Source organism: bacterium Scap17, from assembly GCA_013376735.1.
Lineage (GTDB): Bacteria > Pseudomonadota > Gammaproteobacteria > Pseudomonadales > Halomonadaceae > Cobetia.
The window spans coordinates 2,871,077-2,892,080 of sequence record VINJ01000001.1; the positions used below are offsets into that span (position 1 = coordinate 2,871,077).

At 63.1% G+C, this 21,004-nt stretch carries 19 protein-coding genes; 10 read left to right on the forward strand and 9 right to left on the reverse strand.

Going from position 1 to position 21,004, the window contains the following annotated elements; translation table 11 throughout:
• Positions 1-26: 26 nt before the first annotated feature.
• The gene (argE, locus tag FLM52_12155) at positions 27-1,223 is read right to left on the reverse strand and encodes an acetylornithine deacetylase (GenBank protein ID NVN56534.1); all 1,197 of its coding nucleotides are present in this window, start codon (positions 1,221-1,223) and stop codon (positions 27-29) included.
• Between the two features lie 273 nt (positions 1,224-1,496).
• Positions 1,497-2,705, reverse strand: coding sequence for a formaldehyde dehydrogenase, glutathione-independent (fdhA, locus tag FLM52_12160; protein ID NVN56535.1), 1,209 nt, complete (start codon positions 2,703-2,705; stop codon positions 1,497-1,499).
• 416 nt (positions 2,706-3,121) lie between these two features.
• Here fdhA and FLM52_12165 point away from each other — a divergent pair, with 416 nt between their 5' ends.
• Both FLM52_12165 and FLM52_12170 read left to right on the forward strand, forming a co-directional pair.
• The gene (locus FLM52_12165; protein NVN56536.1) at positions 3,122-3,499 is read left to right on the forward strand and encodes a hypothetical protein; all 378 of its coding nucleotides are present in this window, start codon (positions 3,122-3,124) and stop codon (positions 3,497-3,499) included.
• 361 nt (positions 3,500-3,860) lie between these two features.
• Positions 3,861-4,046, forward strand: a complete 186-nt coding sequence (locus FLM52_12170; GenBank protein NVN56537.1) for a hypothetical protein — start codon at positions 3,861-3,863, stop codon at positions 4,044-4,046.
• A gap of 7 nt (positions 4,047-4,053) precedes the next feature.
• Here FLM52_12170 and FLM52_12175 read toward each other — a convergent pair whose 3' ends face one another.
• A complete protein-coding gene (locus FLM52_12175; protein ID NVN56538.1) occupies positions 4,054-4,575 on the reverse strand; it encodes a MarR family transcriptional regulator in 522 nt (173 codons plus the stop codon).
• Between the two features lie 332 nt (positions 4,576-4,907).
• Entirely contained in the window at positions 4,908-6,461 is a 1,554-nt protein-coding gene (locus FLM52_12180) for a sigma-54-dependent transcriptional regulator (GenBank protein NVN56539.1), read from the reverse strand.
• Positions 6,462-6,842: 381 nt separating this feature from the next.
• Between FLM52_12180 and FLM52_12185 the strand changes: the two genes are divergently transcribed.
• From FLM52_12185 to FLM52_12195, 3 genes are all read left to right on the forward strand, one after another.
• Positions 6,843-7,724 (forward strand): phenylalanine 4-monooxygenase, encoded by an 882-nt coding sequence (locus FLM52_12185; GenBank protein NVN56540.1) that lies wholly within the window; start codon positions 6,843-6,845, stop codon positions 7,722-7,724.
• A 67-nt stretch (positions 7,725-7,791) separates the two neighbouring features.
• Positions 7,792-8,130, forward strand: coding sequence for a 4a-hydroxytetrahydrobiopterin dehydratase (locus FLM52_12190; protein ID NVN56541.1), 339 nt, complete (start codon positions 7,792-7,794; stop codon positions 8,128-8,130).
• A 1-nt stretch (position 8,131) separates the two neighbouring features.
• Positions 8,132-9,325, forward strand: coding sequence for an aspartate/tyrosine/aromatic aminotransferase (locus FLM52_12195; GenBank protein NVN56542.1), 1,194 nt, complete (start codon positions 8,132-8,134; stop codon positions 9,323-9,325).
• Positions 9,326-9,466: 141 nt separating this feature from the next.
• Here FLM52_12195 and FLM52_12200 read toward each other — a convergent pair whose 3' ends face one another.
• The 4 genes from FLM52_12200 to FLM52_12215 form a co-directional block, all read right to left on the reverse strand.
• On the reverse strand, positions 9,467-10,756 hold the full coding sequence (locus tag FLM52_12200; GenBank protein ID NVN56543.1) for a LysR family transcriptional regulator: 1,290 nt from the start codon (positions 10,754-10,756) through the stop codon (positions 9,467-9,469).
• A gap of 204 nt (positions 10,757-10,960) precedes the next feature.
• Entirely contained in the window at positions 10,961-11,344 is a 384-nt protein-coding gene (locus FLM52_12205) for a RidA family protein (protein NVN56544.1), read from the reverse strand.
• 106 nt (positions 11,345-11,450) lie between these two features.
• The gene (locus FLM52_12210) at positions 11,451-12,710 is read right to left on the reverse strand and encodes a D-amino acid dehydrogenase (protein ID NVN56545.1); all 1,260 of its coding nucleotides are present in this window, start codon (positions 12,708-12,710) and stop codon (positions 11,451-11,453) included.
• A gap of 407 nt (positions 12,711-13,117) precedes the next feature.
• Positions 13,118-14,449, reverse strand: coding sequence for an MATE family efflux transporter (locus FLM52_12215; GenBank protein NVN56546.1), 1,332 nt, complete (start codon positions 14,447-14,449; stop codon positions 13,118-13,120).
• Between the two features lie 448 nt (positions 14,450-14,897).
• Between FLM52_12215 and FLM52_12220 the strand changes: the two genes are divergently transcribed.
• The gene (locus FLM52_12220; protein ID NVN56547.1) at positions 14,898-15,860 is read left to right on the forward strand and encodes a LysR family transcriptional regulator; all 963 of its coding nucleotides are present in this window, start codon (positions 14,898-14,900) and stop codon (positions 15,858-15,860) included.
• Between the two features lie 160 nt (positions 15,861-16,020).
• On the opposite strand, the gene FLM52_12225 is transcribed toward FLM52_12220, so the two are convergent.
• Entirely contained in the window at positions 16,021-17,757 is a 1,737-nt protein-coding gene (locus FLM52_12225; protein NVN56548.1) for an EAL domain-containing protein, read from the reverse strand.
• A 613-nt stretch (positions 17,758-18,370) separates the two neighbouring features.
• Between FLM52_12225 and queC the strand changes: the two genes are divergently transcribed.
• Genes queC through FLM52_12245 form a run of 4 tightly spaced genes read left to right on the forward strand, consistent with a single transcriptional unit; the run spans position 18,371 to position 20,998 of the window.
• A complete protein-coding gene (gene queC / locus FLM52_12230; GenBank protein ID NVN56549.1) occupies positions 18,371-19,114 on the forward strand; it encodes a 7-cyano-7-deazaguanine synthase QueC in 744 nt (247 codons plus the stop codon).
• Positions 19,114-19,806, forward strand: coding sequence for a 7-carboxy-7-deazaguanine synthase (gene queE, locus FLM52_12235; protein ID NVN56550.1), 693 nt, complete (start codon positions 19,114-19,116; stop codon positions 19,804-19,806). The genes queC and queE overlap by 1 nt, the downstream gene beginning before the upstream one ends.
• A gap of 8 nt (positions 19,807-19,814) precedes the next feature.
• Positions 19,815-20,714 (forward strand): 6-pyruvoyl tetrahydropterin synthase-related protein, encoded by a 900-nt coding sequence (locus tag FLM52_12240; GenBank protein ID NVN56551.1) that lies wholly within the window; start codon positions 19,815-19,817, stop codon positions 20,712-20,714.
• Entirely contained in the window at positions 20,711-20,998 is a 288-nt protein-coding gene (locus FLM52_12245) for a YkgJ family cysteine cluster protein (protein ID NVN56552.1), read from the forward strand. The genes FLM52_12240 and FLM52_12245 overlap by 4 nt, the downstream gene beginning before the upstream one ends.
• Positions 20,999-21,004: the final 6 nt, after the last annotated feature.

Genomic DNA, 21,004 nt, shown 5'->3' on the forward strand with positions numbered 1-21,004 from the left:
GTCAGAAGGGACTCAATACAAGAGCCTCAGCCACCCTGTTGCTCACGCACCAGCTGGGACAGGAAGCGATCACAGGCCGTCAGCTGGCTGAGTTCGATGTACTCATTGGCCTGATGTGCGACCCCGATGGAGCCTGGCCCGCAGACCACCGTCGGCCAGCCTTCGCTCTGGAACTGACCCGCCTCGGTGGTGTACGCCACGGCCTCGCTGGCCCGCTCATCGCCCAGCAGACGCTGGCAGAGGCGAATGGCCGGGTCCCGATCGCCATGCCCGAGTGACGGCACCGTTTCCACCGTGCGCTCACTGCGGATCGCCACTTCTGGCGCCCGCTCACGATAGGGAGCGACCAGACGCTCGGCGTGGGCATCGATCTCCGCCAGCATCGCCTCGACATCCTCGCCCGGCAGGTGGCGCAGCTCCCAGTCGAAGATGCACTCCCCAGCAGTGATATTGACCGCCGTGCCGCCCTCGATGCGCCCGACATGCAGACTGGCGTGGGGCACATCGAAACGCTCGTCCAGATGGCCGCAATCGATGCGCGCCTGCATGCGGTCCTCGATGAAGGTCACCATGCGCGCCGCCAGATGAATGGCGCTCACCCCCTGATAGACCAGGCTGGAATGCGACGGCTTGCCGGTCACCGTGGTGCGCAGATCGGTAATGCCCTTATGGGCATCGACGATCGCCATCATGGTCGGCTCGCCCACCAGCACTGCCGCCGGACGCGGCAGGCGGTCACGCAGGCGCGCGATCATGCGCGGCGCCCCCAGACAGCCGATCTCCTCGTCATAGGAAAAGGCAAGAATCACCGGCTTTTTCAGCGTGCCCGCACGCTGGGCATTCACCAGCGCCGGCACCACCGCCATGCAGCAGGCGATGAAGCCCTTCATGTCGGAGGAACCACGCCCATGAAGGCGACCCTCGGCTTCACGCAGCGTGAAGGGATCACTGTCCCAGGCCTGCCCCTCCACCGGCACCACATCGGTGTGCCCGGAGAGCACCACACCGCCCTCGACTTCCGGCCCGATCACCGCCAGCAGATTGGCCTTGTCACCGCCATCATTGTGGATGACCTCGGCACTGACGCCGACCACTTCCAGGGCGTCGCGCAGGCAATGGATCAACGCCAGATTCGACTCGCGCGACACGGTATTGAAGCTGACCAGATGCGCCAGCCAGTCGCGGCTGTCGGGCCAGTCGGAGAAATCGGCGTGCTGCGGCATCAGGCTGGCGGTATTGGCGATGGGAGACGATGAAGCGGACATGGGCATTCCTGTGCAGATACATCAGAGCGGAGAGCACCACGCGCAGCGCGCTGGCCTCATATGCTCACCGGTATAGCGCAGCGCCTCTTCGACAACAAGGGCCTGGCTGCAACATCCGACTGGCAGGCACGCTTCAAAAAAGACGCCGCCGCCACACCCGATCAGAGGGCGCGGCGGCGGCGTCTGTGGCGACAGAACTCCGCTACTGTCGGGATTCAGGCCGTGATGGCGTCAGGCGGCACGGCCGTTGCGTACCATGGCGTGAGGGTCGATGACGAATTTCTTGGCAGCGCCGCCATCGAAGTCCGCATAGCCCTGCGGCGCTTCTTCCAGACTGATGACCTGCACATTGACCGCATCGGCGATGTTGACGCGCCCGAACAGGATCGCCTGCATCAGCGGGCGGTGATACTTCATCACCGGGCATTGGCCCGTGTGCAGCGAGTGGGACTTGGCCCAGCCCAGCCCGAAGCGCATCGACAGCGCCCCGACCTTGGCGGCCTCATCCTCGGCGCCCGGGTCTTCGGTGACGTAGAGACCGGGAATGCCGATCTGGCCGCCGGCACGCGTCAACGCCATCGCCGAGTTGAGCACCGTCGCTGGCTGCTCACGGCCGTGATCACACCCGCAGCCATGCGCCTCGAAACCGACGCAGTCGACGAAGCAATCCACCTCGCGCTCGCCGAGAATCACCTCGACCTTGTCTTCCATCGAGCCTTCCTGACGCAGATCGATGGTCTCGCAGCCGAAGCTCTCGGCCTGCTGCAAACGCTCGGGGATCATGTCGCCGACGATGACACAGGCCGCACCCAGCAGCTGGGCGGACACGGCCGCCGCCAGCCCGACCGGCCCGGCGCCCGCGATATACACAGTGGAGCCCGGCCCGACCCCCGCGGTCACGCAGCCGTGGAAGCCGGTGGGGAAGATATCGGACAGCAGCGTCAGGTCACGGATCTTCTCCATCGCCTGGTCGGCGTCCGGGAACTTGAGCAGGTTGAAGTCGGCATAGGGCACCATGACGTAATCTGTCTGACCGCCAGTCCAGCCGCCCATGTCGACATAGCCGTAGGCCGCGCCGGGACGCGCCGGATTGACGTTCAGACAGATCCCCGTCTTGCCTTCCTTGCAGTTGCGGCAGCGGCCGCAGGCAATGTTGAAGGGGACCGAGACGATGTCACCGACCTTGATGAATTCCACATCGCGCCCGGCCTCGACGACCAGACCGGTGATCTCGTGGCCCAGCACCAGGCCCTGCGGGGCCGTGGTACGGCCACGCACCATATGCTGATCACTGCCGCAGATATTGGTCGAGACGACCTTGAGAATGACCCCGTGTTCACACTTGCGATTTCCCAGCGCCAGGGTCGGATAGTCCAGTGATTCGACGCTCACCTTCCCCGCTCCCTGGTAGACAACTCCGCGATTGGCATTGGCTGACATGACGTGCTCCTGGCTGGCATGGGGTTTGGCACGTGGCCGGCCACAGGCAGACAAGCTGGCTTGCGCCGCCCGTCACTTTTCCAGCTCCGGCCACCAGCCCCCGGTCGGTGGCGTCCAACCGGTAGGGCTCATGCAGACTAGGTCAGTTGTCACAGGTTGGCTGTCCAGATGAGGCATCGACATGCCTGAATGAGACAGCTCACGACCAAAGTGTCATTTCGGTTGCCCGCAAGCCCGTTCGCCAGTGCCCCCGCGCCTCTGCTGTTGTTGGCCGGCGACAGCCAGCGTCGATGCATCTCGACACTTGAAGCGCACACTCATATCCCCCAGACTGATATCAGCGTCATCTTGACGACAGATCTTGGGACCCGAGACCGTTTTCACGACGGCTCTGAAAGACACTTCAAGGAGAGATCATGACCCTGACATCCAACGCCCTGCGCAATTCCTGCATGACCCTGGCCATCGTCGGTTCCGCCTTCATTGCCGGTTGCGGCAACACCAGCGTGATCGAGAAGCAGGACACGCGCTACGAAGTCAGCGCCGTCGATGAAGACCGCGATGATGCTATCGCTCAGGTCAAGGAACGCGCGCTCGAGGTGTGTGAAGAGCAGGACCGCGACAAGTACGATGTGCTCGACTCGCGCGTCTTCGGCCCGCACGACGCCACCGCCAAGGCCGCCGATGGCAATGACCAGCTGGAGGGAGGCACCGTCAATGAAGACACCGAAATGGCTGCTGCTACCCATGAAGGCGACGGCTACAAGGTCGTCTGGACCGTGCGCTGCCGCTGAGGCGCTCAGTCGTCAGGTAGCGTGACCTGACAGCGCGATCGAACGCGAAAGCGCAGCATCCGTCAAAAAGCCGCCCTCAGGGGCGGCTTTCTTGTGTTCCGACATCCGAAGAGCCCCCGGAAAGCCGACACTGCCAAGCCTGTGTTCCAAGTCCGCAACCATCGGTTGCCCCGGAAATCAGCCTATTGCGTCACCGCATTAGACGACTCTTGACTATGCTGAGACGACAGCTGCCCCGACGCCGCTCCTGATCGCCGCGTATACCTGGTGAAGAACGTTGTTACCAGACACCCGGCTGGCATACCTGGGGCGACTCGGATGCTGTACCTACAACTTCGGCACCGACTACGCCCCGACATTGATGGCGTGGCGTGCCAACCTCGACCAGCACTGGCATGAACTGGCCGATACCTACTCACCGCGCGACAAGCGCATGTTCGAGTACTATCTCGGCGCCTGCGCAGGTGCCTTCCATGCCCGTCAGCTGCAGCTGTGGCAGGCGGTGTTCCCCCATGGCACCGTAGGGCGCTACGACGCGCCACGCTGATCGGGTGCTACCCCTGGCGACTGCGCTGATATTCAGCCTGGGAGCGCGCGATGCTGGCACTGGCATTGTCTTCGAGCTGGAGCAAAGCTCGGGCGAAGGCATTGAGCGCTTCGTCATCGAAGCCGACGTACAGCTCGGCACGCACTCGCTCGATGCGCTCCGTCAACTGGGTCAGGCACTGGCGGCCTTGCTCGGTGAACCACAGGCAACGCGCCCGCTTGTCGGTCTCGTGCGGCACGCGCGCGATCAGCTGCTGAGCCTCGAGCTGGTTGAGGGTGCGTGTCAGCGACGGCATCTCGATGCCCAGCTCGCTGGCCAGCATCTGCTGGGTACAGCCCTCGCCGAGCTTTTCCAGATGGACCATGACCGTCCAGCGCGATTCCGTCATGTCCAGGCTACGCACCGCGCTGGTGATGGCGGTGCGCCACAGACGATGGACCCGGCCGACCTGGCCACCCAGCGAGGGCTTGATCTGCTCGTGAAACGGGATTTCCTGTGTCGAATCCGACCCCGGAGAAGGTGCGTTCATGTATCATCTCTCGACATGAAGGCTCTCATGACACTTCCCCTCATCGGTACTGAGCGGAAGACCCACGAGAGCCTTGATTGGTGCGGCGTCAGGGCGGCTGTTGCCGCCGATATCAGACGCCATATACATTAGCTTGCTAACAATATAAAAATCATACCCTTTATTAGCGAGCAAAACAATTCACCAATTCCGATATTCAAACACGCATTCAAGCGCCTCTCCGCTCCTGCCTTCTTGCCTGCCTTCTCCCCCTTCTTCTTCTCCTTATCCTGCTCGTCCGCTTTTCTCGCGCCCTGTTGTCCTGACTCTCCCGCCATCAACTGCACCGTGGGTCACTCCTGTGCGATGCCGTGACGCTTGAGCTTGTTGGCGATGGTGGTATGCGAGACCCCCAGACGCTTGGCCAGCAATCGGCTGGACGGATACTCGGGATAGAGATGCGCCAGGATGCGCCGTTCGACCTCGTCATGGATATCGCCCAGGCTGCCGGTCAGGTCGATGTTGTCCAGCCCCTCATCACGCGCCTCCCCAGTCAGGCGCAGATGCTGCGCCTCGATCACCTCGCCATCGCACAGCGATACGGCCTGAAACAGCACATTCTCCAGCTGACGCACGTTGCCCGGCCAGTGATAGCCCTGCAGGCGCGCCATGGCCTCGGGCGAGATATCCCGCACGCGAGCGCCGATCTGGCGCACTGCGCGCTCGAGAAAATGCCGCGCCAACTCCTCAAGTCCATCCAGACATTCCCTGAGCGGCGGAATCTGCACACTCAGCACATTGAGGCGATGGAAGAGATCGTGACGGAAGCGCCCTTCACTGCACAATGCCGGCAGGTCCTGTTGGGTGGCGCAGATCACGCGCACATCGAGGAAGGTTTCCTCATCGCTGCCGACACGCCGGAAACCGCCGTCCTGCAAAAAGCGCAGCAGCTTGACCTGCATGCGCGGGCTCATCTCGCCGACCTCATCCAGGAAGATGGTGCCGCCACTGGTCAGCTCCAGCAGGCCCAGCTTGCCCTCCGGCCTCGCGCCCTCGAAGGCACCCGGGGCGTAACCGAACAGCTCCGTTTCAGCCATCGACTCCGGCAGCCCCGCGCAATTGAGTGCCATGAAGGGTGCCTGGCCGCGGGGGCTGGCCAGGTGGCAGGCCCGCGCCAGCAGCTCCTTGCCGGTGCCGGTTTCGCCCTCGATCAAGAGCGGCGCATCCAGCGGCGCCATGCGGCGAGCTTCCTTGACCACCGCCGACAGCTGACGGCTCGCCTGGAATATCGCTTCGAAGCCGCGCACCTCGGTGCGCTGGATCTGATAGATACGCGAGCCCAGGCGGTCTGCACGATGCAGGGTGACCACGGCGCCCGCCAGCGAGGCGACATCCTCTTTTTCGGTATGCAGTGGCGCGATATCGGCGAGGAAGGTCTCCTCCCCCACCCGCAGGCGCAGGCCATTGACGCGGGCATTGTTACGCCGGATCAGTTCCGGCAGGTCGACATCCTGGACGTGACGCGTCAGCGCCAGTCCCGGCACCTCATCGATACGCACCCCGAGCAGCTTGCCCGCCGCGCGATTGGCCGCCACCACGCGCCCATCCATGTCGATGGACATCACCGGGTCTGACAGCGATGACAGCAGCGCATTGAGCTCCAGATGGCGTCGCTCGGTGGGCATCAGGCTGACGCGGCTGACCTTGAAGACCCCGGGAATCTCCTCGAGAGTCGGCTTCAGGGTGGAGAGCTGCATACGCAGCATGTTGGGCACATGCAGATAGATGGAGTTGTTGGCCTCTCCGCCGACCTCACCGCGCAGCACATTGAGGCCGTAATCGGCAAAGGGGGCCAGGATGTCGCGCAGAATCCCGATTCGATTCTGACAGGTCAGTTTGAGGCGCATGGCGTTCTCGGCATCGTTGTTGGAATTCTTGTCGAAATGATGTCACTGGCTTGACGTCGCCGACCGAGTGACAGCTGAGTGACGTTAACGTAAGCGTTATCAAAAACCTCGTAAAGCATTCCTTACAAAAGACGGCGACACAGAGGTGCATGAGCGCCCGAATGGCACAGGATACGCCCAGTCACCGCTCCCGTGTCAGAATTATGTGACAAGACACGTGCCAACGCGGACTCATCTGCCGCGCAAAGCCACGCCTGACCACTGGTCAACGCCACCCGACAAGGCCTAGCGTTGTCATCGACATGCGAGGACTGGCATGTACGCCATAATGACAACACGGCAGCCTGCTTGGCAGCGCCGCCAACTCGTTGGGGAGGTTGCATGAACGCACCGCAGGGTCGTCATTGGCCACAGACATCCCAGGAAGCTCAGCCCGGCTCGCAAACCAGGGCCAAGGGCACCCGCTACGTGGCCCATGAGCCGGATGCCCGGGGTCGGATCCATTACAGCGATCAGGAAAACGCCACCTGGCAGACACTGATGGCGCGCCAGATGGCCCTGGTCAAGGGACGCGTCTGTCGCGAGTACCATCAAGGGCTCGAGCGCCTTGCCCTGCCAGTGGACCGCATCCCCCAGCTTGGCGAGATCGATCGCGTCCTCGAGGCCACCACCGGCTGGCGAACCGCTCGCGTGCCGGCCTTGATCCCCTTCACGCGCTTCTTCGAGCTGCTCGCCGAGCGGCGCTTCCCGGTCGCCACCTTCATCCGCTCCCCGCAAGAACTCGACTACCTGCAGGAGCCGGACATCTTCCACGAGATCTTCGGCCACTGCCCGATGCTCACCCACCCCGCCTTTGCCGAATTCACCGCCACCTACGGACGCCTCGGTCTTGCCGCCAGCAAGGAAGAACGCGTCTATCTGGCCCGCCTCTACTGGATGACGGTGGAATTCGGCATGCTGCGCGAGACTCAACCCGATGGCAGTCGTGCGCTGCGCCTCTACGGCGGCGGCATCATCTCCTCGCCACGCGAGACCCGCTATGCCCTGGGCGAGCTTGCGGACAACCTCGAGCGGCCCGAGCATCTGCCCTTCGATGCCGTCGAGGCACTGCGCACTCCGTATCGCATCGATATCCTGCAGCCGCTCTACTATGTTCTTGAGTCACTGGAGGACCTGCATGAACTCGCCAGCCGCGACATCATGGCGCTGGTCCACGAAGCGATGGCCCTCGGCCTCAAGACGCCGCGCTTCGCACCACGTTGATCGCACCGGCCTCCTTGCGCTCCTTATCACCCGCCCCACCCTCTTTTCTCAAGCCGGAGATAGTGACATGACCGAACTCGCCAGACAGTCCTGTGAAGCCTGCAGCTTCGATGCGCCCAAGGTCAGCGATAGCGACATCGAGACGCTCAAGACCGCCATTCCCGAGTGGCAGTTGCTCAATCGCGATGGCATCATGCAACTGGAACGGTGCTTTACGTTCCGCAACTTCAAGCAGGCACTGGCATTCACCAATCGCGTAGGCGAGATTGCCGAGGAAGTCGGGCACCACCCGGCACTTCTCACCGAGTGGGGCAAGGTCACCGTGACCTGGTGGTCCCACGAGATGAAGGGTCTGCACAAGAACGATTTCATCATGGCCGCCAGAACCGACGAGGTAGCGAAATAAGATGTTCGAGCAGATTGCGCGTGTACCCGGGGATGCCATCCTCGGCCTGATCGAAGCCTTCAACAAGGACACCAACCCGCAGAAGGTCGACCTCGGCGTGGGTGTCTATCGCGATGCCAACGGCAATACGCCGGTCATGCGTGCGGTCAAGCAGGCCGAGAGCCGTCTGGTCGAGAATGAAGTCACCAAGACCTATATCGGCTCTCACGGTGACCCGCGCTTCGGCACGGTCGTGCTGCCGATGGTGCTGGGTGCCGAGTCGCCGGTGCTGGCCGCCAATCGCGCCAGCGCCACCCAGGCGCCCGGGGGTACCGGTGCCCTGCGTCTGGCCGCGGACTTCATCGCCAGCAACCTCAAGGGCCGTGATATCTGGCTGTCCACCCCGACCTGGCCGAACCACCTGGGCATCTTCGACGCCGCTGGCGTCACGCGCCACAGCTACCCCTACGTCGACGAGAACAACCGCCTCGACTTCGATGGCATGCTGGCGACGCTCAAGACCATCCCGGAAGGTGACGTGGTACTGCTGCACGCCTGCTGCCACAACCCGACCGGTTTCGATCTGAGCCGCGAGCAGTGGGACCAGGTGCTGGAAGTCGTCCAGGCACGCCAGCTGCTGCCGCTGATCGACTTCGCCTACCAGGGCTTCGGTGACGGCCTGGAAGAAGACGCCTACGGCGTGCGCCTGCTGGCCGAAAATGTCGATGAAGCCATCATCACCAGCTCCTGCTCCAAGAACTTCGGCATCTATTGCGAGCGCACCGGCTGCCTGATCCTGATCGCCAAGGACGAGGAGAGCATGCTCGACGTGCGCTCCCAGGCCGCGATCACCGCGCGCGAGAACTACTCCAACCCGCCGGCCCATGGCGGCGCGGTAGTCATCGACATCCTCGAGGACGACACCCTGCGCGGCGAGTGGCAAAGCGAGCTGACCGAGATGCGTGAGCGCATCAACGGCCTGCGTCGTGACTTCGTCGAGGCGCTCAAGCCGTATGGTCTGGATGAGCAGTTCGCCTTCATCGCCGAGCAGCGTGGCATGTTCTCCTACACCGGCCTTTCGCCGGAACAGGTCGATCGCCTGCGTGACGAGTTCGGCATCTACATGGTGCGCTCCGGGCGTGCCAACGTGGCCGGCTTCTCCACCGAGAACCTGCCCTACGTGGCCAAGGCCATCGCGACCGTCGTCAAGGGCTGAGCCCGAACGAGCGCTGTCGTGAAAGACAAGAAAACCCCGCCAATCGGCGGGGTTTTTTAATGGTCTGTTGACCGGCCCGGTGTTTGGCCTGACCTCTACTCTGAGGCAAGGCTTCCGCCAGGCGCCTGCGCCATCAGCCGATCAGCCTTCCTCGTCCGCCAGCGGCAAGCGGGCAAGACTCGCCGCCACCTCCTCTTCGAGCAGGCTGATCAGCAAGGCCTGTACCGCGTGCAGCGACTCCCCTTCCTCGGCCGTCGGCAACTGCCACTTGAGCTCCAGATAGCGCTCGCTGCGCATCGAGAGCGGCAGGCCGATCAGGTCGCCTCTGGCGTCCTCGAGCGCCTGCTGCGCCGACAGCGCATCAATGATGGTGGCGGCACTGCCAGCGCGTGCCAGACGCCCGGCGCTGGCCGGCGTAGCGACTTCCAGCAGACTCGCCGGCGTCACGCGCTCACGCTTGAGCAGCCCCCGGATCAAGCGCCCCTGACTGCTGGTTTCCGGCAGATCGACGAAGGGGCGTTCATTGAGGCGAGCAAGGGTCAGCGGCTTGTCCAGCAGCGGCCAGCGTGAGGGCCACAGCAACATCAAGGGCAGCTTCAGCGCGGGCGGTGCCTCGGCTTGCGCCTCTTCACCGCCCTCTTCGCTTGCAACGCTCCGGGGAGCGGTCCTTTCGGCATTGTGCGCATCATCCTCGACGTCAAACGCAAGCTCCGGCGTATCCCCCAACTCGGGCATGGCAGCCTTGGCGGCGGGCTTTGCCTCGTCATCATTGCCCTCGATGAGAGTCGTCTCCTCGCGCGCACGCTGACGCAGGCTGGCCTTGAGCTCGCGGGCGCGTGCCGCCGCGGTCTTGGCACGCTTGCCGCCCTGGGGCTCCGGCGGTGCTTCCAGGCTCACCGCCATCGCGACCCGGCCCTCGCGGATGGCGAGATCATGCTGGGACACCTCGAGCACTTCCAGGCTGGGTAGCCACTCACTCAAGGCTTCACTGGCCGCGATGCGTGTCAGCCAACCGGCACTGAAGGCCTCCAGACCGGGCGTGACCGCCAGCACGAGACGCGGACGCTTGCCGCTGCCCGGCCCGAAGGCCAGTCGCCTGAGCTCGGATTGAGCGCTGAACATCCGGGCGAGTGATGGCGTCAGGCGCTCGGCTTCCGGGGTCGGCACCAGCTTGCCACCCTCGCGCAGAAACAACGAATAACCCAGCGTCTGCTCGAGCTGTGCCAGGCCCCGCGAGACCACCGGCACGCTGATCCCCAGTTGCGCGGCACCGCCTTTCATCGAGCCACACTCGATCACCGCCCACAGCATTTCCAGCTGACGCAGTCGTATGCCGGGTTCACGGGTGCCTGTGTCTGACTGCGCCATGGTGTTGCTCCTTGAAGGGTTCGTCCGCGATGCTCCGAGAGTCAGCGCTGATCGCTGGCTCATTTAGCCTTACGCTAATCATGCTGGCGCCAAATGTCACGCTCAAGCTGTCTACAGCACGCTCAAGCTGTCTACAGGGCGTCACGGCCCCTGAAACGACACTCCCCCCGCTGATGAATCAGCGAGGGGAGCGAGAGACAAGGCATCGATTCACGCCAGTCGGTCGTTCAGACCAACCACTGGTTCAGACCGGCAATCGACGAGCGATCAGGAGAGTGCCAGTACACCTTCTGCTTCAAACAGCACGCCCTTGGGCAGCTCCTTGACGCCGACGGCCGCACGCGCCGGATACGGCTGGCTGAAGTACTGCTCCATCAGCGTGTTGACCACGACGAAGTTGCTGAGATCGGTCAGGAACAGATTGACCTTGACCAGTTGATCCAGGCTGCCACCGGAAGCTTCACACACCGCCTTGAGATTGCGGAACACCTGGTCTGCCTGGGCTTCAAAACCACCTTCCACCACTTCCATGGTCGCCGGGTCCAACGGGATCTGGCCAGACAGGAACACCAGATTACCCGTGCGCACCGCCTGGGAATACGGGCCGATGGCAGCAGGAGCGGACTCGGTGGCAATGATCTGCTTGGTCATGCGGGTTTCCTTTGCTTGGTGACGTGAAAACACTCAGTGAAAACGGTTCATGACGAGACATGGCCTGTCAGCGTGATGACAGGCCATCGAACGACGTTATTCGGAATCAGGCAGCGTAGCGACCAAGACTGAGGCCGTTGGGATCGATGGTGGGCTTGCGGCCATCCACCAGGTCCGCCAACAGACTCGCACTGCCGCAGCTCATGGTCCAGCCCAGGGTGCCGTGTCCGGTGTTCAACCACAGATTGTCGTACTTGGTGCCCCCGATGATCGGCGTGGAATCCGGCGTCATCGGACGCAGGCCGGCCCAGAATTCCGCTCGCGCATAGTCACCGGCTTCCGGGAAGACATCACGCACCACCATGTTGATGGTCGCACGGCGCTTCTCGAGCAGCGACAGATCGAACGAGGCCAGCTCGGCGGTGCCACCCACACGAATACGGTCATCGAAGCGTGTCAGCGCGACCTTGAAGGTCTCGTCCATCACGGTGGACTGTGGCGCAGCATCGGCATTGATGATCGGCACGGTCAGGCTGTAGCCCTTGACCGGATAGATAGGCAGATCCAGATCCAGATCACGCGCCAGGAACGGCGAGTAGCTGCCCAGGCACATCACGTAGCTATCTGCGGTCATCTCGCCACGGTCGGTGATGACCTTTTCGATGCGGCTGCCGCTGCGCTGGATGCGCTGAATGGTGGTATTGAAGACGAAATTGACGCCCAGGGTGTCGCGGCAGTAATCCGCCAGCCGGTTGGTGAACAGGTGACAATCGCCGGTCTGGTCATCCGGCAGGTGCAGGCCGGCGATGAACTTGCCCGGCACGCGAGTCAGTGCAGGCTCCACCGTGGCGCAGGCGTCGGCGTCCAGCAGCTGATGGCGCACGCCACAGCCCGCCAGCACCTTCATGTCGCTTTGTACGGCATCGACCTGGGCCTGGGTACGAAACAGCTGCAACAGCCCCTTCTGGCGGTCTTCGTAGCGCAGCCCGGTCTCTTCGCGCAGGGCGTTGATGCAGGCGCGGCTGTACTCGGCGACCCGCACCATGCGCTCCTTGTTGACGGCATAACGGTCGGCGTTGCAGTTGGCAAACATCTTGACCATGAACTTGGCCATCTGCGGGTCCATGCGCGGCTGGATCTTGAGCGGCGCATGCTCCTGGAACATCCACTTGACGGCTTTCTGCGGAATGCCCGGCGCCGCCCACGGCGAGGAGAAGCCGAAGGAGACCTGACCGGCGTTGCCGTAGCTAGTTTCCATCGCCGGACTGGCCTGACGGTCGACGACCGTGACCTCATGCCCCTGACGCGCCAGATAATAGGCACTGGTGACGCCGACGACGCCGCTACCGAGTACAAGAATCTTCATGTTGGCCTACCCCATGACTGCAAGCCGCGCCCCACGGCAAATGACAGGCGTATCCGCGCACTCGGCAGCGAATAAAGACGATGAAGGCCAACACCGGTCGACAAGACGACTCGCAGTGGCTTGGCCTGAATGCATCCAGTATAGAGGCGCAAACCACGGTTAATATTCTGTTATGAACCCCTACATCAGAAAATAAGCAGGTAAATTTTGTGCCATGGCAGTGATAAAAAACAAAAAAGCGGCCATTTTTGGAATGGCCGCTTTCGGTCTGCTCAACGGGACTGCTGACGGGGCTTCTGACAAGATCTACTGGCAGGGTCTCCAGCAGGGCCTTCTGGCGAGAATCTCATGAAAAGCGCCTGACATCTCAAGGGCGCTCGTACATGACGGCACGGGGGCCCGGGCGATCAGGTCATCGCGACATAGGCATGGCGACGCACTGTCTTGCCGCGCTCGCCCAGTGCCTGACGATAGACACGCCATGCCACCACACCCGCCAGCAGGTTGCCGATCGCCGAGCCGATCGCGACCCCGCGTAGCCCATCCAGATGTGCCCCTAGCCATACCGCCGGCAAGAAGCAGACGAAGAGCCGCACGAAGGACAGCGCCGTGGCACGCAGCGGCCACCCCAGCGCGTTGGCAGCCGACACGACCAGCATGCAGATGCCGAGGAAGGAGTAGCTGGGCAACATCCACGGCAGCAGGACCGCCAACGCCGCCGAGACCTCATCACTGCCCACCAGCACATAGGCCAGCGGAGTCGCCAGCACTGCCGCGATGATGCCCAGCACCAGCTGCCAGAGCATCACCACGCGAGCGGCCAGGTTCATCAGGCGGCGAATTTCCTGCCAACGGCCGGCACCATAACAACGCCCGAGCCACGGCGGCAGCGACATGGTCAGGGCCAGCACCACGATCAGCGAGAAGGTTTCCAGGCGTGAGGCGATCCCCCAGGCGGCCACCTCCGTCTGACCAAGCCCCGCGACGATGGCGGTGACCAGCATCGCGGAGAGCGCCGGCATCATCTGGCACAGAATCGCGGGTATCGCGATTCCCGCCAGCTGACGGCGCGAGGCCTGCCATTCGGCCCACAGGCCGCGATATTCCATCCAGTCGCGGCGCGAGAGCTTGAACGCCGTGATGGCAAGCCCGGCCCCGAAGGAGAGTACGGTCGCCCAGGCAGCCCCCGCCAGACCGAAGCCGGGCAGCGGCCCCGCGCCGAAGATCAGCAGCGGGTCCAGCACCAGATTGAAGACACTGGTCAGCAGCATCATCTCACCCGGCAGACGCGTATCGCCGTGGGCGCGGAACAGACTGTAGAGCACATAGGCCATGGCCCCCAGCCAGCTGGCGATCAGTGATGGGCCCCAGTAGACCTCGATCAGCTTCATCTCGGCGGCATTGGCACCCAGCAACTCGAAGGCCGGGCCCCTGATGACCCACAAGAGCAGCATCAGCAGTGCCATCAACACACCGGACCCCAGCAGCACCACACCGCCCAGGCGCCGTGCACGCGCCTCATCCTCGGCACCCAGGGTTCGCGAGACGATCGCGGCGATCGCGATGCCCATGCCGACCTGCACCCCGATGATCAGAAAGGTCAGCGGGAAGGTGAAGGATTGCGCGGCCAGTGGTGCGGTGCCCAGATGCGAGACGAAGGCGGCATCGACCAGGTTGAAGCCCAGCAGTCCCATGATACCGAGTGTCATCGGCAAGGTGCTGCGCCACAGGCGTGACATCAGCTCGCGCGTCGTCGGAGTTTCCGACGTTGGCGGGGTCGGTGCAGAGGCGTCGTTGGACATAGAAGAAGACATGAACTCACTCCCAGCATGTCGAGCATGACTGGTTGGATGAAAGTAAAGGCGTCGGAGCACTTGCGTGACGCTGGAAGGATGATTCTAGGGATTTCACCGGACCCCAGATAGGCTCAGTGGGACATGTCTTTGATGCATTGTCGGCAACAGGAAGAGCGAGAAACGCGTTGATGCGTGGTATTAGAGGAAACAGTGACCGTGATAAACTCATCCTGTCAGAGATTTCCGTCATCTGGATTCGTGAAGATGATCCATGCAATGTCACCGGTTATCGACTGCTACCGAAGATGGACCGTCGCTTTATATGCACTGACTGCCTCACGGATGGCTGGCAGAGTGTTCCCCTCCCCATGGCATCACGAGAGGTCAGACCGTGGATAAAGCATCCCGTTTGTTGCTGTTTCTCGATGTAGTAGAAGCACAGAGTTTTTCCAAGGCGGCTGACCATCGTCAGGTCAACCGCTCGGTGGTCTCCAAGCAGATCAGCCGTCTGGAAGAAGAACTGCAGATTCGTCTGTTCAATCGCTCGACTCGCTCACTGGCTCTGACGGATGCGGGGCGCGAGATCCATCAGCACGCACTGCGTCTGCGTGAAGTGCTGGAAGATACCGACGATGTGGCCGGCGCCTATCAGGATGGCCCGCGCGGCATCCTGAAGATCACCAGCCCGAGCCACTTCGGCCGCACCTACGTCGCCCAGGCCGTGCGTCTGTACATGGAGCGCTACCCGGATACCCAGGTGGAAGTGCGCCTGGAAGATCACCTGACCGACCTGATCGGCGGCGGTTATGACCTGGCCATTCGCATGTCGGAGCTGGAAGACTCCAACCTGATCGCGCGTCCGCTGGCGGCACACCGTCACCTGATCTGTGCCTCGCCGGCCTTCATCGAGCGTCACGGCATGCCCCAGACCCCCGCCGACCTGTCTGGCCTGCCGGCAGCGGTGTATTCCCGCGATGGCTTCATTCTCGATCGCCTGCGCGTCTGCACCGAGAGCGGTGTCGAGGAAAAGGTGGCACTGGATTCGCGTCTCAAGGTCAATGATGCCGACGTGCTGATCGGTGCCATCAAGTCGGGAGCCTGCTATGGCATGGTGTCCGCGATCAGCATCAAGGACGAGATCCTGGATGGAGAACTGGTGCCGCTGTTGACCAACGTGCCGATGAAGCCCTTGCCTTCGATCCACCTGGTCTACCCGCACCGCCAGTACCTGCCGCAGAAGACGCGTCGCTTCAGCGATTGCCTGCAGGAGGTCGTCGGCACTCCCCCCGTCTGGGAGCAGCGCATTCCGGGCTTCGAGAACATGTACGGCTACGGTAGCGGTTGCAGCGAATGAGACATCGCCACGACTCCCGAGTCTGAATGCAAGCCGTCCCCTCCCACGGCTACTGCCAGCCCCGAACGTCCAGCATGAAAACGCCCGCCATGCAGAATCACTGCGTGGCGGGCGTTTTCATTCAAGGCCCCTTCACTTACCCCCCCTCAGGACATGGCACTCAGGGGTAGGGATGGATTGACGGCTTGCGATTGAGCCACTCGACCAGCTCCGGCAGGCGCTTGGGCCGTGCATAACGGAAGCCCTGTACCAGGTGACAGCCCATCTCGACCAGCAGGCGCTCCTGCTCTGCGGTCTCGACGCCCTCCGCCAGCACCTCCATGCCCAGACTGTCGGCCAGCGAGATCGCATGGGAGACGATGGCGCGGTCACGGGCATCATGATCAAGACTACCGACGAAGCGCTGATCGACCTTGAGGCGGCAAGCACGCAGGTCGCGCACGTAGAGCAGTGACGCGAAGCCGGTGCCGAAGTCATCGATCGCCAGGCGCACACCGCGTTCGATCAGGCCGGTCAGTCGCTCCACGACGCGATCGAGATCCGGTACGCGTGAAGATTCGGTGATCTCAAGCTCCAGGCGTTCCGGGAGGAAGCCATGACGTGCCAGAGCCTCCGAGACGCGCTCGGGGAAGCCGGGGTCACGAAACTCCTGAGCCGAGACATTGATCGCCACTGACAGCGGCTTGCCGTTCGGCGTCACCAGATCACGCGTCGCCGAGAGGGCCGTGTCCATCACTCGCGCGCCGACGGTGCCGATCAAGCCGTACTGCTCCGCCAACGGGATGAAGCGTCCCGGCCCGATGGTGCCAAGCTCGGGGTGGTCCCAGCGCACCAGCACCTCGACGCCGACGGCCTCGCCACTGGCGAGGTCAAACTGGGGCTGGAAGGCGAGATCCAGCTCTTCAAGATGCTCGCGCAGGTCACTGGTCAGGCGATAGTCGTTGAGGTGCTGCATGTGCGCGCCGGGCGAGAACACATGCAGGGGACCGCAGACATCGATGTCGTCGTATCCCCCGTGCAACATGGCGAGTTCGGCCAGATGCATCAGGCGATGGGCACGCCGTGCGTGCTGCGGCGCCAGACTGATGCCGACCCGTGCCGTGACCGGCAGAGGCTTGCCATCCAGTCGCATCAGCATCACCAGGCGTTCGCACAGCTCGTTGGCACGCATGATCAGGCTGGCCTCATCCCCGGCGAAGAACAGCGCGAAGGCGTTGCCTAGGGGGCGGCAGACCAGGGCGTCGCGATACTGCAGGGACATGGCTTCTGCCACACGCTCCAGCAGCGGATCGATACGTTCGGCTCCATGCGCCGAGTTGATGATTTCCAGGTGGGTCAGCGACAGGTAGATGATGCCACCATCGATGCTTTCTTCCAGCAGCAGTTCATCGATCTGAGCATTGAAGCGATCGCGCGACAGCAGGTTGATGGGCTGCATACGGCGCAGGGCGATCAAGACCTTGTCATCCACCCCGGCCGCTCGGGCCTCCGCCAGCCCCGAGAACGGCGCCTTGAGGCGGACTCGCCGCTCGCTGACCGGCTCGAGACGCGGCCGCTCGGTGCCGAACAGCTCCTGCCAGCCACAGGTGTTGGCCACCAGACACTCGGCATCGAAGATCGCCATGCGCCACGGCAGATTGGCCTTCTGCACCAGCAGCCATTCTCCCAGCTCGCCGGTGATGCCCATCAACCAGAAGCCGGGCTGGCCGCTGATGCCACAAGGCTCCGGCTGCTTGGGCAGCGGGGATGGCAGCTCCGGCACTTTGTCTTCCTGGCGAGCGCGCGGCGACGTCCAGGCGAGCTGGCCGAAGCAATCATGAATCCACAACGGCTCTTCGATGGACGACAGCAATTTGATCAAGATATCGAGAGGCACGTTCACTCCACCTGCAGTCATAAGGAAAATGGCTTGATGCCCCGCAAGGGCCGCCTGTCGCCAGTGATGCTGGTCGTTGGCTGCGCAACGCGGGCAACACCACCGGGACACGACGCGTCATTCACGCTACCAGCTGTTCTCGCGCTTATCTGCTTACACCTGCTCTCATTGTCGCCGCTGGCTGCAGCATGGCCCGGCCGCATGGCTATGGCTAGTGCGGCAACGTCCAGGCGCACATGCAACTCTACCGCGCGCCATTGCGAGAGCCACTCCCGGAGCCATTTGGCAAGCCACTCAGCCGGCTCCTCAACCTGCTCCTTAGCCAGTCATCCCGAAGGGCGTGCCGTCAGGGCAAGCACCAGGTGGACAAGCGTGCAGCACGCAGTCGACTCTCTCTACGCTTCGCTAATACTCCGAGTCTATGCCAGCCTGTGGTGCGGGTACCAAGGCTATTTTCTCGCCGACTCAACGCTTGGCTGCCATGGCCACAGTAGAACCTGGCGACAGGCGGCGTATCCGCGATCCGCATCAGTGCGCGAGTGGCATCAAGGCGTGTGGAAGAGTAGGATAGGCGCCCGTTTCGCCCGGACCGGATCCCGGGCGCCGAATCCATCGGTCAAAGAAATTCTCCGTCATGACTCTCAATGTCCAGAATTCTGCTGTCTCCGCTTCCGCCCCCTCTGCAGAGCGTCCCCGCGCCGTCGTCATCTACTCCGGTGGCATGGACTCCTACACTGTTCTGCATCAAGCGCTGAAGGAAGGCTTCGAGGTACATGCCCTCTCCTTCCATTATGGCCAACGTCACTCGCGTGAGCTCGACGTCGCACGCCAGGTCTGCGAGTCGTTGGGCGTCGCCCACGAAGTCGTCGACATTCGCGCCATCCATGGCCTGATCGACAACTCCGCGCTGACCAACAGTGACCAGACGATGCCCAAGGCCGACTACGACGAGGCCTCCATGACCTCAACCGTGGTGCCCAACCGCAACATGATCCTGCTGTCCCTGGCCATCGCCAAGGCCGTCAACATCGAGGCCGAAGTCTGCTTCTATGGTGCCCACGGGGGCGATCACGTGCTCTACCCGGATTGCCGTCCGGAGTTCGTCGACAAGATGAACGCCGTCGCCGCAATCGCCAACTTCTCTCCGGTGGAGATTCGCGCGCCCTTCCTGCACGCGAGCAAGGACGAGATTCTGGCCGCGGGCATCGCCATGCAACTCGATTACGCCCAGACCTGGACCTGCTACGAAGGCCGCGAACTGGCCTGCGGGGAATGCGGCAGCTGCCGTGAACGTCTCGAGGCCTTCGCCGACCATGGGCTGAGCGATCCGCTCGGTTACGAAACGACCGACTCCGTCAAGGACGCAGGCATTCTCTGATGTATACGGTAAAGGAAGCGTTCTACACCCTGCAGGGCGAAGGTGCTCGCGCAGGGCGCGCCAGCGTGTTCTGCCGCTTTGCCGGCTGTAATCTGTGGAGTGGCCGCGAGCAGGACCGCGACACCTCGGTCTGTCGCTTCTGCGACACCGATTTCGTCGGCACCAACGGTCAGAATGGCGGCAAGTTCCGCACCGCAAACGCGCTAGCGGACTTTTTGGCCAGCCTGTGGCCGGAACACACCGGCATCGCCACGCCCTATGTGGTCTTCACCGGCGGTGAGCCGCTGTTGCAGCTCGACAGTGAACTGGTGGACGCGATGCACGCCCGCGGCTTCGAGATCGCGGTGGAGACCAACGGCACCATCGAGCCGCCTGCCGGCATCGACTGGCTGTGCGTGAGCCCTAAGGGCGCCAGTGAGCTGACCCTCACCGGCGGCGATGAGCTCAAGCTCGTCTACCCGCAGCCGGAAGCCCTGCCGGAGCGCTTCGTCAGTCTGGACTTCGCGCACTTCTATCTGCAGCCACTGGATACCGCCGCCCTGGATGCCCTGACCGCGCCTGCCGCGGCCCGCGAGCATTACCGCGAGGTACTGGCGTCCGACACGCCGATGAACCAGTGCGTCAGCTACTGCATGCGCAACCCCCAGTGGCAGCTCTCGCTGCAGACCCACAAGATCAGTGGTATCGATTGATGACCGCAATGACTCCCAAGACCCTGTTCGTCAGGGCCCTCACCGCGGTGGATGCCTCGGTGTGGAGCAATACCCGCGGCCTGCACGGCATCAGCCAGCATCTGGATCTGGAGCTGGACGGCGCCGTCGGCCATGACGGCATGCTGTTCGACTTCGGCGATGTCAAGCCGTGGGCCAAGCGCATGATCGATCAGGACGCCGATCACACCCTGATCGTGCCCAGCCAGGCCGAAGGCGTGAGCATCACGGACTGCCCGGAAGGACTGTGCCTGCGCTTCACCCAGCCCTATGCCATGGAAGTACGCGGCCCGCGTCAGGCCTTCTGCCTGCTGCCGGTGGCCGAGGTCACCAGCGAGGTGCTGGCCAACCACTTCGAGAAGCTGCTGACTCGCCGCCTGCCGCCGCGCGTCGAGGCGCTGCGCGTGCGTCTGCGCGACGAGACCATCGACGGCGCCGCCTACACCTACAGTCATGGTCTGCGTCATCATAGCGGCAACTGCCAGCGCATCGCGCATGGTCATCGCTCTCCGCTGGTCATCGAGCGCAATGGGGTGCGAGACACGGCGCTGGAAGCCGAGTGGGCTGGGAAGCTCAACGACCGCTATCTGGCCGAGGAAGGCGATCTGATCGATCGTCCGGGACGGGAGCTGGTATTCAGCTATGAAGCGCCGCAGGGCAGGTTCCGCATCCGTCTGCCGCGCAAGCAGGTCTGGCTACTGCCGACACCGACCACCATCGAGTGGATCGCCGACTGGCTGGCGCGTCAGATCGCCCTCGACAGCGGTGACAGCATTCGCGTCGAGGCCTATGAGGGCATCAACAAGGGCGCCATCGCGCGCCATACCCCGCAGACGGCGCGCGAGCCGCTCGTCCTCCCCGAGCACGAAGACACGACCGCCACCTCATGACACAGACTGCCGCCCCTTCTGCAGATGCTGCCACTCTCGGCTGTCGTGCCGGTTGCGGCGGCTGCTGCATCGCCCCTTCGATCTCGAGCCCGATTCCCGGCATGCCCGATGGCAAGCCAGCGGGGGTGCGTTGCGTGCAGCTGGATGACGACAACCTGTGCAAGCTGTTCGGCACACCGCAGCGCCCGGCGGTGTGCCGTGACTTCGATTTCGATCACGAGCTGTGTGGCGATTCCCGCGAAGAAGCCCTGCGCCTGATCGGCGAATGGGAGCGCCTGACGTAGCAGACA

What these genes read in the sequence shown, in the direction of transcription:
- FLM52_12170 (NVN56537.1), top strand. Translation starts at nt 3,861, where the DNA reads ATGGCGTGGCGTGCCAACCTCGACCAGCACTGGCATGAACTGGCCGAT.
- FLM52_12195 (NVN56542.1), top strand. Translation starts at nt 8,132, where the DNA reads ATGTTCGAGCAGATTGCGCGTGTACCCGGGGATGCCATCCTCGGCCTG.
- FLM52_12225 (NVN56548.1), bottom strand. Translation starts at nt 17,757, where the DNA reads ATGACTGCAGGTGGAGTGAACGTGCCTCTCGATATCTTGATCAAATTG.
- fdhA (NVN56535.1), bottom strand. Translation starts at nt 2,705, where the DNA reads ATGTCAGCCAATGCCAATCGCGGAGTTGTCTACCAGGGAGCGGGGAAG.
- FLM52_12175 (NVN56538.1), bottom strand. Translation starts at nt 4,575, where the DNA reads ATGAACGCACCTTCTCCGGGGTCGGATTCGACACAGGAAATCCCGTTT.
- FLM52_12245 (NVN56552.1), top strand. Translation starts at nt 20,711, where the DNA reads ATGACACAGACTGCCGCCCCTTCTGCAGATGCTGCCACTCTCGGCTGT.
- queC (NVN56549.1), top strand. Translation starts at nt 18,371, where the DNA reads ATGACTCTCAATGTCCAGAATTCTGCTGTCTCCGCTTCCGCCCCCTCT.
- argE (NVN56534.1), bottom strand. Translation starts at nt 1,223, where the DNA reads ATGCCGCAGCACGCCGATTTCTCCGACTGGCCCGACAGCCGCGACTGG.
- queE (NVN56550.1), top strand. Translation starts at nt 19,114, where the DNA reads ATGTATACGGTAAAGGAAGCGTTCTACACCCTGCAGGGCGAAGGTGCT.
- FLM52_12165 (NVN56536.1), top strand. Translation starts at nt 3,122, where the DNA reads ATGACCCTGACATCCAACGCCCTGCGCAATTCCTGCATGACCCTGGCC.
- FLM52_12215 (NVN56546.1), bottom strand. Translation starts at nt 14,449, where the DNA reads ATGTCACGCCTGTGGCGCAGCACCTTGCCGATGACACTCGGTATCATG.
- FLM52_12185 (NVN56540.1), top strand. Translation starts at nt 6,843, where the DNA reads ATGAACGCACCGCAGGGTCGTCATTGGCCACAGACATCCCAGGAAGCT.
- FLM52_12180 (NVN56539.1), bottom strand. Translation starts at nt 6,461, where the DNA reads ATGCGCCTCAAACTGACCTGTCAGAATCGAATCGGGATTCTGCGCGAC.
- FLM52_12210 (NVN56545.1), bottom strand. Translation starts at nt 12,710, where the DNA reads ATGAAGATTCTTGTACTCGGTAGCGGCGTCGTCGGCGTCACCAGTGCC.
- FLM52_12190 (NVN56541.1), top strand. Translation starts at nt 7,792, where the DNA reads ATGACCGAACTCGCCAGACAGTCCTGTGAAGCCTGCAGCTTCGATGCG.
- FLM52_12200 (NVN56543.1), bottom strand. Translation starts at nt 10,756, where the DNA reads ATGAGCCAGCGATCAGCGCTGACTCTCGGAGCATCGCGGACGAACCCT.
- FLM52_12205 (NVN56544.1), bottom strand. Translation starts at nt 11,344, where the DNA reads ATGACCAAGCAGATCATTGCCACCGAGTCCGCTCCTGCTGCCATCGGC.
- FLM52_12240 (NVN56551.1), top strand. Translation starts at nt 19,815, where the DNA reads ATGACTCCCAAGACCCTGTTCGTCAGGGCCCTCACCGCGGTGGATGCC.